The 13449-nt window shown below is 66.4% G+C and carries 20 protein-coding genes; all 20 read right to left on the reverse strand.

The features are described 5' to 3' along the window. Nucleotides 1-8: 8 nt before the first annotated feature. On the reverse strand, nucleotides 9-392 hold the full coding sequence (rplR, locus tag IG94_RS0125325) for a 50S ribosomal protein L18 (protein ID WP_031041542.1): 384 nt from the start codon (nucleotides 390-392) through the stop codon (nucleotides 9-11). Between the two features lie 3 nt (nucleotides 393-395). Next, a complete protein-coding gene (rplF, locus tag IG94_RS0125330) occupies nucleotides 396-935 on the reverse strand; it encodes a 50S ribosomal protein L6 (RefSeq protein ID WP_031041545.1) in 540 nt (179 codons plus the stop codon). Nucleotides 936-959: 24 nt separating this feature from the next. After that, on the reverse strand, nucleotides 960-1358 hold the full coding sequence (rpsH, locus tag IG94_RS0125335) for a 30S ribosomal protein S8 (RefSeq protein ID WP_031041548.1): 399 nt from the start codon (nucleotides 1356-1358) through the stop codon (nucleotides 960-962). A 209-nt stretch (nucleotides 1359-1567) separates the two neighbouring features. Beyond that, nucleotides 1568-1753 carry a type Z 30S ribosomal protein S14 gene (locus IG94_RS0125340; protein WP_003948630.1) on the reverse strand — a complete coding sequence of 62 codons (186 nt, stop codon included), beginning with the start codon at nucleotides 1751-1753 and terminating at the stop codon, nucleotides 1568-1570. A 5-nt stretch (nucleotides 1754-1758) separates the two neighbouring features. Continuing rightward, nucleotides 1759-2316 carry a 50S ribosomal protein L5 gene (gene rplE / locus IG94_RS0125345; RefSeq protein WP_031041550.1) on the reverse strand — a complete coding sequence of 186 codons (558 nt, stop codon included), beginning with the start codon at nucleotides 2314-2316 and terminating at the stop codon, nucleotides 1759-1761. Continuing rightward, a complete protein-coding gene (rplX, locus tag IG94_RS0125350) occupies nucleotides 2316-2639 on the reverse strand; it encodes a 50S ribosomal protein L24 (protein ID WP_003974256.1) in 324 nt (107 codons plus the stop codon). Before rplX ends, rplE begins: the two co-directional genes overlap by 1 nt. A 2-nt stretch (nucleotides 2640-2641) precedes the next feature. Then, nucleotides 2642-3010 (reverse strand): 50S ribosomal protein L14, encoded by a 369-nt coding sequence (gene rplN, locus IG94_RS0125355; protein ID WP_003974257.1) that lies wholly within the window; start codon nucleotides 3008-3010, stop codon nucleotides 2642-2644. A gap of 104 nt (nucleotides 3011-3114) precedes the next feature. Then, the gene (rpsQ, locus tag IG94_RS0125360; protein ID WP_031041552.1) at nucleotides 3115-3402 is read right to left on the reverse strand and encodes a 30S ribosomal protein S17; all 288 of its coding nucleotides are present in this window, start codon (nucleotides 3400-3402) and stop codon (nucleotides 3115-3117) included. Further along, nucleotides 3402-3626: a 50S ribosomal protein L29 gene (gene rpmC / locus IG94_RS0125365; RefSeq protein WP_003974259.1), complete on the reverse strand. Its 225-nt coding sequence runs from the start codon at nucleotides 3624-3626 to the stop codon at nucleotides 3402-3404. The genes rpsQ and rpmC overlap by 1 nt, the downstream gene beginning before the upstream one ends. After that, nucleotides 3626-4045, reverse strand: a complete 420-nt coding sequence (rplP, locus tag IG94_RS0125370) for a 50S ribosomal protein L16 (protein WP_031041554.1) — start codon at nucleotides 4043-4045, stop codon at nucleotides 3626-3628. The genes rpmC and rplP overlap by 1 nt, the downstream gene beginning before the upstream one ends. A gap of 5 nt (nucleotides 4046-4050) precedes the next feature. Next, nucleotides 4051-4893: a 30S ribosomal protein S3 gene (gene rpsC, locus IG94_RS0125375; RefSeq protein ID WP_031041558.1), complete on the reverse strand. Its 843-nt coding sequence runs from the start codon at nucleotides 4891-4893 to the stop codon at nucleotides 4051-4053. Continuing rightward, a complete protein-coding gene (gene rplV / locus IG94_RS0125380; protein ID WP_030619142.1) occupies nucleotides 4893-5240 on the reverse strand; it encodes a 50S ribosomal protein L22 in 348 nt (115 codons plus the stop codon). The genes rpsC and rplV overlap by 1 nt, the downstream gene beginning before the upstream one ends. Nucleotides 5241-5282: 42 nt before the next feature. Next, nucleotides 5283-5564: a 30S ribosomal protein S19 gene (gene rpsS, locus IG94_RS0125385; RefSeq protein ID WP_031041561.1), complete on the reverse strand. Its 282-nt coding sequence runs from the start codon at nucleotides 5562-5564 to the stop codon at nucleotides 5283-5285. Between the two features lie 12 nt (nucleotides 5565-5576). Then, the gene (gene rplB / locus IG94_RS0125390) at nucleotides 5577-6413 is read right to left on the reverse strand and encodes a 50S ribosomal protein L2 (RefSeq protein ID WP_031041563.1); all 837 of its coding nucleotides are present in this window, start codon (nucleotides 6411-6413) and stop codon (nucleotides 5577-5579) included. A gap of 40 nt (nucleotides 6414-6453) precedes the next feature. Further along, entirely contained in the window at nucleotides 6454-6873 is a 420-nt protein-coding gene (rplW, locus tag IG94_RS0125395) for a 50S ribosomal protein L23 (RefSeq protein WP_003974265.1), read from the reverse strand. Continuing rightward, on the reverse strand, nucleotides 6873-7532 hold the full coding sequence (gene rplD, locus IG94_RS0125400) for a 50S ribosomal protein L4 (RefSeq protein ID WP_031041566.1): 660 nt from the start codon (nucleotides 7530-7532) through the stop codon (nucleotides 6873-6875). Before rplD ends, rplW begins: the two co-directional genes overlap by 1 nt. Nucleotides 7533-7539: 7 nt before the next feature. Further along, nucleotides 7540-8184 carry a 50S ribosomal protein L3 gene (gene rplC, locus IG94_RS0125405; RefSeq protein ID WP_031041568.1) on the reverse strand — a complete coding sequence of 215 codons (645 nt, stop codon included), beginning with the start codon at nucleotides 8182-8184 and terminating at the stop codon, nucleotides 7540-7542. Between the two features lie 17 nt (nucleotides 8185-8201). After that, nucleotides 8202-8510 (reverse strand): 30S ribosomal protein S10, encoded by a 309-nt coding sequence (gene rpsJ / locus IG94_RS0125410; protein ID WP_003948644.1) that lies wholly within the window; start codon nucleotides 8508-8510, stop codon nucleotides 8202-8204. 543 nt (nucleotides 8511-9053) lie between these two features. Next, on the reverse strand, nucleotides 9054-9434 hold the full coding sequence (locus IG94_RS0125415; protein ID WP_031041571.1) for a hypothetical protein: 381 nt from the start codon (nucleotides 9432-9434) through the stop codon (nucleotides 9054-9056). Between the two features lie 13 nt (nucleotides 9435-9447). After that, on the reverse strand, nucleotides 9448-13449 hold a 4002-nt coding region (locus IG94_RS0125420), incomplete at its 5' end, for an RHS repeat-associated core domain-containing protein (protein WP_052410848.1).

The raw sequence follows: 13449 nt of genomic DNA on the forward strand, positions 1-13449 counted from the left end.
CGGGCGGCTCAGAACTTCAGTCCGGCTTCGCGGGCGGCGTCCGCCAGGGCGGCGATGCGCCCGGCGTACTGGTTGCCACCACGGTCGAACACGACGGCCTCGACGCCGGCGGCCTTGGCGCGCTCGGCGACCAGGGAACCGACCTGCTTGGCCTGAGCGGACTTGTCGGCCTCGCCACCGCGGATCGAGGTGTCCAGGGTGGACGCCGACGCGAGGGTGTGACCCTTGAGGTCGTCGATCACCTGGGCCACGATGTGGCGGTTCGAGCGAGTAACGACCAGACGCGGACGCTCCGCCGTACCCGAGAGATTCTTGCGAATCCGGATGTGACGGCGCTTGATCGCGGCGCGCTTGTAGGCGTCGCCCTTGAGGATCTTCTGCCCGTATGCCATGGCTTACTTACCCGCCTTTCCGACCTTGCGCCGGATGACTTCGCCCTCGTACTTGACGCCCTTGGCCTTGTACGGGTCGGGCTTGCGCAGCTTGCGGATGTTGGCCGCAACCTCGCCGACCTTCTGCTTGTCGATGCCCTCGACCGAGAAGTGGGTCGGGTTCTCCACCTTGAAGGTGATGCCCTCGGGGGCCTCGACCAGGATCGGGTGGCTGTAGCCGAGGGAGAACTCCAGGTTCGAACCCTTGGCGAGCACGCGGTAACCGACACCGCTGATCTCGAGCTTCTTCACGTAACCCTGGGTCACGCCGGTGATCATGTTCGCCACCAGCGTGCGGGACAGGCCGTGCAGGGCCTTGCTCTGACGCTCGTCGTTGGGGCGGGTGACGTTCAGAACGCCGTCCTCACCCTTGGCGACGTCGATCGGCGCCACGACGGTGTGGGTCAGCGAGCCCTTGGGGCCCTTGACCGCGACCGTACGGCCGTCGATGGTGACGTCCACGCCGGCGGGAACCGCGATGGGGAGCTTGCCGATGCGCGACATAGCTGTTTCCTCCGTTCCCTTCCGTTACCAGACGTAGGCGAGGACTTCTCCGCCTACGCCCTTCTTGCCGGCCTGCTGTCCAGTGAGGAGCCCGTGCGACGTGGAGATGATCGCCACGCCGAGGCCACCCAGCACCTTGGGCAGGTTGGTGGACTTCGCGTACACCCGGAGACCGGGCTTGGAGATCCGCTTGATGCCCGCGATGGAGCGCTCACGGTTCGGGCCGAACTTCAGCTCGAGGACGAGGTTCTTGCCGACCTCGGCGTCCTCGGTCTTCCAGCCGGTGATGAAGCCCTCCTGCTGGAGGATCTCCGCGATGTGCGACTTGATCTTGGACGCCGGCATCGTCACGGAATCGTGGTACGCCGAGTTCGCGTTCCGCAGACGCGTCAGCATGTCTGCGATCGGATCAGTCATGGTCATGAATTGGCCTTCGGCCTCTCTCGCCGGGGTTTCCTGGTGCGCCATCCCTCTCCCCGATCCGAGACGGGACGGGTGCGGCGCGGTGGACCTACGGCGTAGTAAGTCGATGAGGGCGGCAGACGCCCAACCCCACAAGCCTAAGGCATGCGGGCCGGGCGACTGCCCACCCAGATACTTACCGAGAGTCTGAATAACCCGGAATTACCGGATTACCAAGAGCTCTTGGTCACGCCCGGCAGCTCGCCACGGTGAGCCATCTCACGAAGGCACACGCGGCACAGGCCGAACTTGCGGTAGACGGAGTGCGGGCGGCCGCAGCGCTGGCAGCGGGTGTAGCCACGCACACCGAACTTGGGCTTGCGAGCAGCCTTGGCAATCAGAGCCTTCTTCGCCATCTCGCTCACGCCTCCTTGAAGGGGAAGCCGAGGTGACGAAGGAGCGCGCGGCCCTCAGCGTCGTTGGTCGCCGTGGTCACCACGGTGATGTCCATACCCCGGACGCGGTCGATCTTGTCCTGGTCGATCTCGTGGAACATGACCTGCTCCGTGAGACCGAAGGTGTAGTTGCCACGGCCGTCGAACTGCTTGGGGGACAGACCGCGGAAGTCGCGGATGCGCGGCAGCGCGAGCGACAGGGTGCGGTCCAGGAACTCCCACATGCGGTCGCCACGGAGCGTGACGTGGGCACCGATCGGCTGGCCCTCGCGCAGCTTGAACTGCGCGATGGACTTGCGGGCCTTGGTGACGGCCGGCTTCTGACCGGTGATCGTGGTGAGGTCGCGGACGGCGCCCTCGATCAGCTTGGAGTCGCGGGCGGCGTCGCCCACACCCATGTTGACCACGATCTTGACGAGGCCGGGAACCTGCATGACGTTCTCGTAGGAGAACTCCTCACGCAGCTTGCCCGAGATCTCCTCGCGGTACTTCGTCTTCAGACGCGGAGTGGTGGTGGTAGCCATCAGATGTCCTCACCCGTCCGCTTGGCAACGCGAACCTTGTTGCCCTCGTCGTCGAAGCGGTAACCGACGCGCGTGACGACCTTGTTGCCGTCCTTCTCCACGACCAGCTGGACGTTGGAGACGTGGATCGGGGCCTCGGTGGTCACGATGCCGCCGGCCTGCGAACCGCGAGCGGTCGGCCCGGCCTTGGTGTGCTTCTTGACCCGGTTGACACCCTCGACCAGGACACGGTCCTCACGGGGGAAGGCCGCGATGACCTTGCCCTGCTTGCCCTTGTCCTTGCCGGTGATGACCTGGACCAGGTCGCCCTTCTTGATCTTCATGCTCACAGCACCTCCGGCGCGAGGGAGATGATCTTCATGAACTTCTTCTCGCGCAGCTCACGGCCGACGGGGCCGAAGATACGGGTGCCGCGGGGGTCGCCGTCGTTCTTCAGAATGACGGCGGCGTTCTCGTCGAAGCGGATGTACGAGCCGTCGGGACGGCGGCGCTCCTTGACGGTGCGAACGATGACCGCCTTGACGACGTCACCCTTCTTCACGTTGCCACCGGGGATCGCGTCCTTGACGGTGGCGACGATGACGTCACCGATACCCGCGTAGCGGCGACCGGAGCCACCGAGCACACGGATGGTCAGGATTTCCTTCGCACCCGTGTTGTCGGCGACACGCAGTCGCGACTCCTGCTGGATCACGTCTATCTCCTGAATGTCTGCCGGTTCCCCGGGAGCCGCTCACCTGGGTGAACGGCTCCCGGAGCCTGGCGGAACTGTCCTGCGAGGAATGCCCCGCAGGAGATTTACTTGGCCTTCTCGAGGATCTCGACGACGCGCCAGCGCTTCGTCGCGGACAGCGGCCGGGTCTCCATGAGGAGGACGCGGTCGCCGACGCCCGCGGCGTTCTGCTCGTCGTGCGCCTTGAGCTTCTCGGTACGGCGGATGACCTTGCCGTACAGCGCGTGGGTCACGCGGTCCTCGACGGCGACGACGACGGTCTTGTCCATCTTGTCGCTGACGACCAGACCCTGACGGGTCTTGCGGAAGCCGCGAGCGGCCTTCGTCTCTTCAGTCACGTTGCTCTCGCTCATCAGGCGCTCTCCACCGTTTCGATGCCCAGCTCACGCTCGCGCATCAGGGTGTAGATCCGCGCGATGTCCTTGCGGACCGCCTTCAGACGGCCATGGTTCTCGAGCTGCCCGGTCGCCGCCTGGAAGCGGAGGTTGAACAGTTCTTCCTTGGCCTCGCGGAGCTTCGCGAGAAGCTCCTCGTTGCCCAGCTCGCGCAGCTCGGACGCCTTGGTGCCGGCCGACATCACGCTTCACCTGCCTCGCGCTTGACGATCCGGCACTTCATCGGCAGCTTGTGGGCCGCACGGGTCAGCGCCTCACGGGCGATCTTCTCGTTGGGGTAGGACAGCTCGAACATGACCCGGCCCGGGTGCACGTTCGCGATCCACCACTCGGGGGAACCCTTGCCGGAACCCATGCGGGTCTCGGCCGGCTTCTTCGTGAGCGGGCGGTCCGGGTAGATGTTGATCCAGACCTTGCCGCCACGCTTGATGTGGCGGGTCATCGCGATACGGGCGGCCTCGATCTGGCGGTTGGTCACGTACGCCGGCGTGATGGCCTGGATGCCGTACTCGCCGAACGCAACCTGCGTACCGCCCTTGGCCATGCCGCGGCGCTTGGGGTGGTGCTGCTTGCGGTGCTTGACCCTACGGGGGATCAGCATGACGGTCAGGCCTCCGTTCCGCCGGTAGAAGAGGTCGAGGCCTCGGCCGGAGCGGCGGCGGTCGCGTCGGCCTTGGGGGCCTCGGCGGCCGGAGCCGACTGCTGCGGCTTGCGCCCACGACGCTCGCCACCACCGCGGCCACCGCGGGCCGGGCGGTCGTTGCCGCCACGGGCCGGACGGTTGCCGGCACGGGCGGCCGCGTTCTCGGCGCGGACCTCGGCGATGTTCTTGACGTCGCCCTTGTAGATCCAGACCTTCACACCGATGCGGCCGAAGGTCGTCTTGGCCTCGAAGAAGCCGTAGTCGACGTTCGCGCGGAGCGTGTGCAGGGGCACACGGCCCTCGCGGTAGAACTCCGAGCGGGACATCTCGGCGCCACCGAGGCGGCCACCGCACTGGATCTTGATGCCCTTGGCGCCGGCCTTCATCGTGCCCTGCATGCTCTTGCGCATGGCGCGACGGAAGGAGACGCGGGAGGACAGCTGCTCGGCGACGGCCTGGGCCACCAGCTGAGCGTCCGTCTCGGGGTTCTTGACCTCGAGGATGTTCAGCTGGACCTGCTTGCCGGTCAGCTTCTCCAGCTCGCCGCGGATGCGGTCGGCCTCGGCGCCACGACGGCCGATGACGATGCCGGGACGGGCGGTGTGGATGTCCACCCGCACGCGGTCACGGGTGCGCTCGATCTCCACCTTCGAGATGCCGGCGCGCTCCATGCCCTTCGTCATCATGCGACGAATGGCGACGTCTTCCTTGACGTAGTCCTTGTACAGCTTGTCGGCGTACCAACGCGACTTGAAGTCGGTCGTGACACCGAGCCGGAACCCGTGCGGGTTTACCTTCTGGCCCATTACCGGGTTCCTTCCTTGCTGCTGACGACCACGGTGATGTGGCTGGTCCGCTTGCGGATCCGGTAGGCGCGACCCTGGGCGCGCGGCCGGAACCGCTTCAGGGTCGGGCCCTCGTCGACGTAGGCCTCGGAGATGACAAGGCTGTCGGCGTCGGTGTGGTCGTAGTTGTGCGCGGCGTTGGCGATGGCGCTGTCCAGCACCTTGCCGACCGGCACGCTCGCGGCCTGCGGGGCGAAACGCAGGACCGCCTGAGCCTCCGTGGCATCCATGCCACGGATGAGGTCCACCACGCGGCGGGCCTTCATGGGCGTGACGCGGATGTACCGCGCCTGGGCCCTGGCTTCCATGGTTGTCCCTTCAGTGTTTGTCATGGTCATTCACCCCGCTGACTAGCGGCGCTTCGACTTCCGGTCGTCCTTGACGTGACCCCGGAAGGTGCGCGTCGGCGAGAACTCGCCGAGCTTGTGGCCGACCATGGACTCGGTGACAAACACCGGGATGTGGGTCTTGCCGTTGTGCACCGCGATCGTGTGGCCGAGCATGGCCGGGACGATCATCGAGCGACGGGACCAGGTCTTGATGACGTTCTTGGTGCCGGCTTCGTTCTGCGTGTCCACCTTCTTTACCAGGTGGTCGTCGACGAAGGGCCCCTTCTTCAAGCTACGCGGCATCTCAACCCGTCCTTAGCGCTTCTTGTTCGTCTTGCGGCGGCGGACGATGTACTTGTTCGACGCCTTCTTGGGCGAACGAGTACGGCCTTCCTTCTGACCCCACGGGGACACGGGGTGACGACCACCGGAGGTCCGGCCCTCACCACCACCGTGCGGGTGGTCCACCGGGTTCATGACCACACCGCGGACGGTCGGGCGAACGCCCAGCCACCGCTTGCGGCCCGCCTTGCCCCAGTTGATGTTGCTCTGCTCGGCGTTGCCGACCTCGCCGACCGTGGCGCGGCAGCGCTGGTCGACCAGGCGGATCTCTCCGGACGGCATGCGCAGGTGGGCCATCGAGCCCTCCTTCGCGAGCAGCTGCACGGAGGCACCGGCGGAGCGGGCGAACTTGGCGCCGCCACCGGGACGGAGCTCGATCGCGTGGATCGTGGTACCGACCGGGATGTTGCGGAGCGCCAGGTTGTTGCCCGGCTTGATGTCGGCCCCGGGACCGTTCTCGACGCGGTCGCCCTGCTGCAGGTTGCGCGGGGCGAGGATGTAGCGCTTCTCGCCGTCGGCGTAGTGCAGCAGCGCGATGCGCGCGGTGCGGTTGGGGTCGTACTCGATGTGCGCGACCTTCGCCGGCACGCCGTCCTTGTCGTGCCGACGGAAGTCGATGACACGGTAGGCGCGCTTGTGTCCGCCACCCTGGTGGCGAACGGTCACACGACCGGCGTTGTTACGGCCGCCCTTGCTGTGCAGCGGGCGGACCAGCGACTTCTCCGGCGTGGACCGCGTGACCTCGACGAAGTCGGCGACGCTGGAGCCGCGACGGCCCGGCGTAGTCGGCTTGTACTTGCGGATTCCCATTTCTCAGTCCTCGTCCGATTCCGGACGATCCGGACCTCCGTCAGGAGGTCGGACCGCCGAAGATGTCGATACGGTCGCCCTCGGCGAGGGTCACGATCGCGCGCTTGCTGTCGGCACGCTTGCCGAAGCCCGTGCGGGTCCGCTTCCGCTTGCCCTGGCGGTTGATCGTGTTGACGCCGGTGACCTTGACCGAGAAGACCGCCTGGACGGCCTCCTTGATCTGGGTCTTGTTGGAGCCCGGCGCGACGACGAACGTGTACTTGTTCTCGTCGAGGAGCGCGTAGCTCTTCTCGGAGACGACCGGCTTCAGCAGCACGTCACGGGGGTCCGTGAACGCCTTGCTGGCCGGGGTGACGACGGTGTTCTTGCCCTCGGCCTCGTGGCGGCGCGCCTTGGCGACGCGCGCGGCCTTGGCGGCCTTGGCCGCCTTGGAGGCGATGCTCGGGTGACGCGTAGCCATCAGGCTTCGCTCCCTTCGGTGTCAGCGGCCTTGTTGGGGCCAGACACGAAGGACTCGAAAGCGGCCTGGGTGAAGACCACGTCGTCCGAGACGAGAACGTCGTACGTGTTCAGCTGGCCCGGCTCCAGGATGTGGATCTGGGGCAGGTTGCGGGCGGACAGCCACGCGGCCTCGTCGGCGCGGTCGACGACCAGGAGCAGGTTCTTGCGCTCGCTGATCTTGCCGAACAGCGTCCGGGCGGCCTTCGTGGACGGGGTCTCGCCCTCGATGACGCCGGAGACGACGTGGATGCGGTCGTGGCGGGCCCGGTCGGTGAGGGCGTGGCGCAGGGCCGCGGCCTTCATCTTCTTCGGGGTCCGCTGCGAGTAGTCACGCGGCTGCGGGCCGTGGACGACGCCACCGCCGGCGAACTGCGGCGCGCGGGTCGAACCCTGGCGGGCGCGGCCGGTGCCCTTCTGGCGGTACGGCTTCTTGCCGCCACCACGGACCTCGCCGCGACGCTTGGTCTTGTGCGTGCCCTGGCGGGCAGCGGCGTTCTGCGCGACGACGACCTGGTGGATCAGCGGAATGCTGATCTTCTCCACGCCGAAGATCTCCGCGGGGAGCTCGACGCTTCCGGTCTTCTCGCCGGCAGGCGAAAGGATGTCAACAGTGCTCATCGGTACCTCAGGCCCCCTTGGCCGCGGTGCGGACCAGGACGAGGCCGCCGTTCGGACCGGGAACCGCGCCCTTGATGAGCAGCAGACCCTTCTCCGCGTCAACGGCGTGGACGGTCAGGTTCTGGGTGGTGACCCGCTCGTTGCCCATGCGGCCGGCCATGCGGAGGCCCTTGAACACGCGGCCCGGGGTGGCGCAGCCACCGATGGAACCGGGCGAGCGGTGCTTGCGCTGGGTGCCGTGTCCGGCGCCGAGGCCCTTGAAGTTGTGACGCTTCATGACACCGGCGAAGCCCTTGCCCTTGCTCTTGCCGGTGACGTCGACCTTCACGCCGGACTCGAAGACCTCGGCGCTGACTTCCTGACCGAGCGTGTACTCGGAGGCGTCGGCGGTACGGATCTCGACGAGGTGACGGCGGGGGGTGACGTCGGCCTTGGCGAAGTGGCCCTTGAGGGGCTTGTTCACCTTGCGCGGGTCGATCTCGCCGAACGCGATCTGGACGGACTCGTAGCCGTCGACGTCGTTCGTGCGGACCTGGGTGACGACATTGGGGCCGGCCTTGACGACGGTGACCGGGACGACGCGGTTGTTCGCGTCCCACACCTGCGTCATGCCGAGCTTCTCGCCCAGGATGCCCTTGATCTGCTTAGCCATTCTCAGATCACCGGCCTTCAGAGCTTGATCTCGATGTCGACACCGGCCGGGAGGTCGAGTCGCATCAGAGAGTCAACGGTCTTGGGGGTCGGGTCGAGGATGTCGATCAGGCGCTTGTGCGTGCGCATCTCGAAGTGCTCGCGCGAGTCCTTGTACTTGTGCGGCGACTTGATGACGCAGTACACGTTCTTCTCAGTGGGCAGCGGCACCGGGCCCGCGACCGACGCACCAGTGCGAGTCACCGTCTCGACGATCTTCTTCGCCGAAGAGTCGATGACCTCGTGGTCGTAGGCCTTGAGCCGGATGCGGATCTTCTGTCCCGCCATGGCTACTCAGTAGTCCTGTCTCTCGTAACGCTCTGGACCCGGTGGCCCTTGTCCATTCCGCTCCCCCTCCGACCCACGCGGTCGGGCGTGTCGCGCTCTCGCTGACATGAATGTCCCTGGCGGGACTTCCCTGCAGTGGGAGTCGCGGGCCCTTCCGGAACCGCAGACCGGGGGCGAGAGGCCCACCGGGTGCCTGGCCTGCACCCCGCTGACGCTTCCCGGAAGATTCCCGTACGTCCGCCCCTGAGCAGGAGCGACGAGTACTGTGGGACTCGCTTCCGGTCCCCCCGGCGGGAGGCGCGCAGCATCGGCACTCGACCGAGCAACCCCGCTAGTCTGCCATACGGGGCGCGAGGGTGGCCAATCGGGGCGGGGAGGATACCCCGGGGGTGATAGAGATCAAACCCAGCCCGCGACTCACCCCTGGACCGGGCGACACCGCCCAGTTGTTTCTCGGCAACCCGTAGCCGGACAACGACAGGCCCCGGGCCGCCGGGACGGCCGGCCTTACGGACGATCAGCCGGGCCGCCGGCTCACACGGCTCAGGATGAGGCTTCGACGGCCCGCTCGACACTCTCGGGGCTCGCACCTGTGGCAACGGAGACCGTGAAGCTGTACGTGTCGTCACAGAAGATCAGCTCTTCGACCGAGGGAACCAGACCTCGGTACCAGACGGCGAACCGCGCGGCGAGGCGCAGCGGTCCCTCCAGGTAGAGACATGTCCCGTCGATGTGGGAACGCCCCTCGATGCGGCCTTCGGTTTCCCCATAGGTCCACGCGACATCCCGCACCTCGCGTCCGGGAGTCGCGTCGCTGCTGACGGTGACCTCGGCGTCGGGCCAGTCCGACCGAAGCGCTCCGACAAGAACGTCGCGGTCAACGGCCTGACCGCTCTTCCCTTCGAATACAGCGAGGTAGGTCATGAATCTCCTCAAATTATGGAGCTACGACAACGCGGCCCGGGACACCGTGTTGCTGCATCAATCCTTGGAAGAAGGGTACCGCGTCCGGATGATTCGTCACGACGCGCAGTCCGTTCACCGGATTCCCCGGGTCATTGACCACCGCACCGTAGCGCCGGAACTCGTCGTCAAGGTCGGCGACGATCTTGTTGCGGATAAACGGCGGCATGTTTGAAGCAGGCAGGAAGGGGCTTGCGTTCGGCTTCCCGACATGTTTGGCGTCGAGCAACTCGGACGTGTGGGTGTCTATACCGTCCGCCCAGATTTTCTCCCCTCCCCCCGTGGCTCTGTATTCGGTGGGGCCACAGTGCTTGATCTGGTAAGCACGGGCTGCTGGGTTGTTGTAGCCGCCCGCGGCCTGCACTTCTCTGGAGTGCTTCCACGCAGTGATGCAGGGAGCCAGACCTTGCGGGTCGGCCCAGCGATGTGGATTATTGACGTAGGCGGAGGGATTAGGCGCAGGTATGAGACCCAAGGGGTCGGCTGTGACATAGCGTGCAGTTTCCGGGTCGTAATGCCGGAAATAGTTGTAATGCAGAGATGTTTCGGGGTCGTAGTATTGACCGGGGAATCGCAGCGGGGTGTAGGCCGTGGCCGTTCGGTTCCAGGCCGTCGTGCCCCATAGCGTGCTGCGTGCACGCCAGCTTATTTCACCCTCTTCGTTCACCAATTCACGCGGAGAACCGACCAGATCCGTTATGATGGCGAAGAATCGACGATCTATTTCCTGCTGGGGTGCGTTCGCGAGCGTGATCCGCTCGGTCTGGGCGGTTGGTCTGAGCCCGTCGTGGTCCCACGTCAGAGTGACCTCGTGGACGTCACCGGAGGCATGGGACGTCTGTTCGCACAGGGTCGCGCCGTCCCAGCTGAAGTCGACATGCTCCGTGATGCCCTGGCCGTTCGGGTCGACGCGCTTCTTCGCGATCCGCCGCCCCAGCGGGTCGTATTCGTAGAGCCACCGCGTTCCGTCCGGACTGGTGACCTCCGTCAGCCGGTCTTCCACGTCCCACGTGTAGCGCCACGTGTCGGGTCTGCGGCTCAGGCGCGTCTTCTGACGGAACACGACGCGACCGAGCCCGTCGTGTCCGTAACGGACTCTGCCCGCACGGGTGAGGCGCGTCCCCCGGTAGGCACGGCCGCCGACGGCTTCGTGTCCGGCGAACGACGACGGCCAGGCAGCAGAGGTCTGGTTGCCCGCGGCGTCGTATGCGTAACGCTCGGTCCAGCCCTCGGCTTCGACAGCAGTCACCCTGCACGAGTCGTCGAGAGCGAAGCGTCTGCTGCCATCGAGTTGGTCGTCGAGCCCGATCAGATTGCCATCCGCTCGGTAGGCGTAGCCGCGATGCTGGATCTGACGTCCGTCGGCTCGTGCCACCGTCTGCGTGAGAAGCCGCCCCACGTCGTCGAAACGCTGCTCCGTGGCGACCACACCGGTGATCTGCCGGAAGACCTCATGGCCTGCTCGGTCACGGCCATAGAGGACGCTGCGGTCGGCTGCGACCAACTGCGAGGGCAGCCCCGTCGAGTCGTACTCCCAGCGGCTGACGTGTCCGATGGGCGTGGTCCGCCGGACTCGACGTCCGCTCTCGTCGTACACGTGGCTGACTCGCCGCCCGTTCACGCTCTCGGCGGTGAGTCGTCCTGCGGCGTCCCAGCTTCGCGTCAAGTGGGCACGAGGGCCGACGGCCTCGACCAATTGCCCCACCGGGTCGTACGTGAACGTGGTGACCTGGCCGGCGGCGTCCTTACGGATTACCCGCCCCAGCCTGTCGTAGTCGAACCGTATGCGCTGGTCCAGGGCGTTGACGGTCTCGACGAGACGGCTGGCCGCATCGAGTGTGTACGACAGCGTGCGGTCGTCGAAGTCCGTCTCTTCCACCAGTCGGCCGGCGAGGTCATAGGTGTATGTCCAAGCCAGGCCCTGGGGGTTGACGACTTTGGTCAGCCTCAGATCGGCGTCGTGTGTGAACTCGTAGCGGGCGCCGTCCGACTCGACGCGCGCTGCGAGCAGGTCGAAGTGGGTGTACTCGTAGCGGGTGACCAGTCCGACCGGGCTGGTGTGCGCGACGCAGTTGCCCTCGCCGTCGTACTCCCAGGATTCGGTTGCGCCGTCTGCCGCCGTCCGTCGAGCCAGTTGACCCTGCGTCGTCCACTCGAAGCGGGTGACGGCCCCCAGTTGATCGGTGTACGTCACAGGCCGTCCGAAGGCGTCCCTCTCGTAAGTGACGGTGCCACCGGCCGGGTTCGTAACCTTCATCGGCAACCCGGCGGCATCACACCGAACGGTCGTGGTCCGCCCGCCCTCGTCGGTGACGGCGGTGATTCGGCCTGCGTCGTCGTAGGAGAAGCGAGTGACTCCACCAGTCGGGTCAGTAGTCGCCGTCCGGTTTCCCCGGCCGTCGTAGTCGTGCCGGAGGGTGGTCGCGTCGGGCAGCGTGATCAGGGTGGGCCGACCCAGGGCGTCGTATGCGTACTGAACGGTCGCCCCGTCGGCCCGGGTGACGACGAGCGGCTGTCCCTCCGTGTTGTTCGCGAAGGAGGTCGAGGCGCCCAGAGCATCCACCCACTTCACGACATGGTGATGTTCGTCGTACTCGGTACGCACCGTCACGCCGAGAGGGTCTGTCTCTGCGACGACCTGGCGCTCGCCATTGACTACGAAGCGACTGGTGGCTCCCTGCCCCGTCGTGTACGACGTGACCGCGTGCCCAGGCCACTCGGCGTCTTCGACGCCGTAGACGAAGACGCCACTGAGGTGACCGGCATCGCCCTCCTGCCTGACACAGCGGTCCTGGCTGTCGTACCAGTACGCGTAGCGGGATCCGTTGCTGTCTGTCCAGGACGTGATGCGCAGCCGTTCGTCGTAGGTGAGAAGCGTCGATGCGTCCGGGGACTGAGTGACTGCGGTCAGATTTCCGTCGGTGTACGAGTATCGCCTGACGGTGACAGGCCGCGGCCCGTTCACGAGGCTCAACGCGGTGACGCGCCCGTCGTCGACGGTGAGTTCGAGGCAGTATCCGGCTGAGTGACGCACAGCCAACGGAGTACCGAATTCATCGTGGTCGAAGGTGATCTCGTTCCCGTTCCGATCGGTCACGCGGGCAATGAGTGCGACACCGTCCCCACCGGGAGGAGCGAAGTGGCGCGCGTGCCCCGAGATCGGATCGTCCACTCGGTACCCGCCGTCTGCACACCGCGTGAGCGGGCGACGCGGTCCGCTGGCGGGCATCACCGGCCGCTCGGGGCCCTCTGGACGCGGGTAGTCGAGGAGCAGACCGTCTTCGGTGACGAAGACGACGCCGTCCTCGTCTTCCTCCAGCCTCTGGTCGATGGTGGAGGCCCAGGTGGGGCCGAACCACCAACCGGTGCGGTACAGGGAAGAGCAACGACGCGTCACGGTAAGTGGGAGGACGCCTGGCAGAACCACGTCGGTCTGGTCCAGATACATGGCGCCACTGGCGACATCCACGGGGTCACCACATCCCCGGACGACTGTCCTGACTCGGTTGTAGGCACCTTTCGCGCCGTCCACGACCATTCCGCGGGCGTTCTTGCCCAGGCCGCGGAGGGCCAGGCCCATGCCCTTCAGACCGCCCTTGATCCCCTTCATGGCCGCCATGCCGCCCTTGAGGCCCTTGGCCAGCCCGCCGAGGGTGGTGAGCCCCTTCATGCCAGGGATGCAGTCCAGCGCAGCCAAGCCCACGTCCCACAGCGACGCCTGCCCCTTGCTGTACTTGTAGAGCGTGTCCGCGAGCACGACCAGCGCCGCGACCAGCACGATCGCGCCCAGGATCGGGCCACCGATGATCATCGCGACGATGCCGACGACCGCGACGACCACCTTGCAGACCGCGACGATCGAATCCCAGTTGTCCGTGAACCAGTCCCCGATGTCCTCCCACCACGACCGGTTCTGAATCCCCGCGTCCGACGCCTCGTCGATCTTGTTCTTCGCGTCCCGCGCCGCCTCGTCACG

This window comes from Streptomyces olivaceus, from assembly GCF_000721235.1.
Lineage (GTDB): Bacteria > Actinomycetota > Actinomycetes > Streptomycetales > Streptomycetaceae > Streptomyces > Streptomyces olivaceus.

Excerpts from the sequence above, each read along its gene's own strand:
- rplR (WP_031041542.1), bottom strand. The coding sequence starts at position 392 with ATGGCATACGGGCAGAAGATCCTCAAGGGCGACGCCTACAAGCGCGCC.
- rplF (WP_031041545.1), bottom strand. The coding sequence starts at position 935 with ATGTCGCGCATCGGCAAGCTCCCCATCGCGGTTCCCGCCGGCGTGGAC.
- rpsH (WP_031041548.1), bottom strand. The coding sequence starts at position 1,358 with ATGACCATGACTGATCCGATCGCAGACATGCTGACGCGTCTGCGGAAC.
- IG94_RS0125340 (WP_003948630.1), bottom strand. The coding sequence starts at position 1,753 with ATGGCGAAGAAGGCTCTGATTGCCAAGGCTGCTCGCAAGCCCAAGTTC.
- rplE (WP_031041550.1), bottom strand. The coding sequence starts at position 2,316 with ATGGCTACCACCACCACTCCGCGTCTGAAGACGAAGTACCGCGAGGAG.
- rplX (WP_003974256.1), bottom strand. The coding sequence starts at position 2,639 with ATGAAGATCAAGAAGGGCGACCTGGTCCAGGTCATCACCGGCAAGGAC.
- rpsQ (WP_031041552.1), bottom strand. The coding sequence starts at position 3,402 with ATGAGCGAGAGCAACGTGACTGAAGAGACGAAGGCCGCTCGCGGCTTC.
- rpmC (WP_003974259.1), bottom strand. The coding sequence starts at position 3,626 with ATGTCGGCCGGCACCAAGGCGTCCGAGCTGCGCGAGCTGGGCAACGAG.
- rplP (WP_031041554.1), bottom strand. The coding sequence starts at position 4,045 with ATGCTGATCCCCCGTAGGGTCAAGCACCGCAAGCAGCACCACCCCAAG.
- rpsC (WP_031041558.1), bottom strand. The coding sequence starts at position 4,893 with ATGGGCCAGAAGGTAAACCCGCACGGGTTCCGGCTCGGTGTCACGACC.
- rplV (WP_030619142.1), bottom strand. The coding sequence starts at position 5,240 with ATGGAAGCCAGGGCCCAGGCGCGGTACATCCGCGTCACGCCCATGAAG.
- rpsS (WP_031041561.1), bottom strand. The coding sequence starts at position 5,564 with ATGCCGCGTAGCTTGAAGAAGGGGCCCTTCGTCGACGACCACCTGGTA.
- rplB (WP_031041563.1), bottom strand. The coding sequence starts at position 6,413 with ATGGGAATCCGCAAGTACAAGCCGACTACGCCGGGCCGTCGCGGCTCC.
- rplW (WP_003974265.1), bottom strand. The coding sequence starts at position 6,873 with ATGGCTACGCGTCACCCGAGCATCGCCTCCAAGGCGGCCAAGGCCGCC.
- rplD (WP_031041566.1), bottom strand. The coding sequence starts at position 7,532 with ATGAGCACTGTTGACATCCTTTCGCCTGCCGGCGAGAAGACCGGAAGC.
- rplC (WP_031041568.1), bottom strand. The coding sequence starts at position 8,184 with ATGGCTAAGCAGATCAAGGGCATCCTGGGCGAGAAGCTCGGCATGACG.
- rpsJ (WP_003948644.1), bottom strand. The coding sequence starts at position 8,510 with ATGGCGGGACAGAAGATCCGCATCCGGCTCAAGGCCTACGACCACGAG.
- IG94_RS0125415 (WP_031041571.1), bottom strand. The coding sequence starts at position 9,434 with ATGACCTACCTCGCTGTATTCGAAGGGAAGAGCGGTCAGGCCGTTGAC.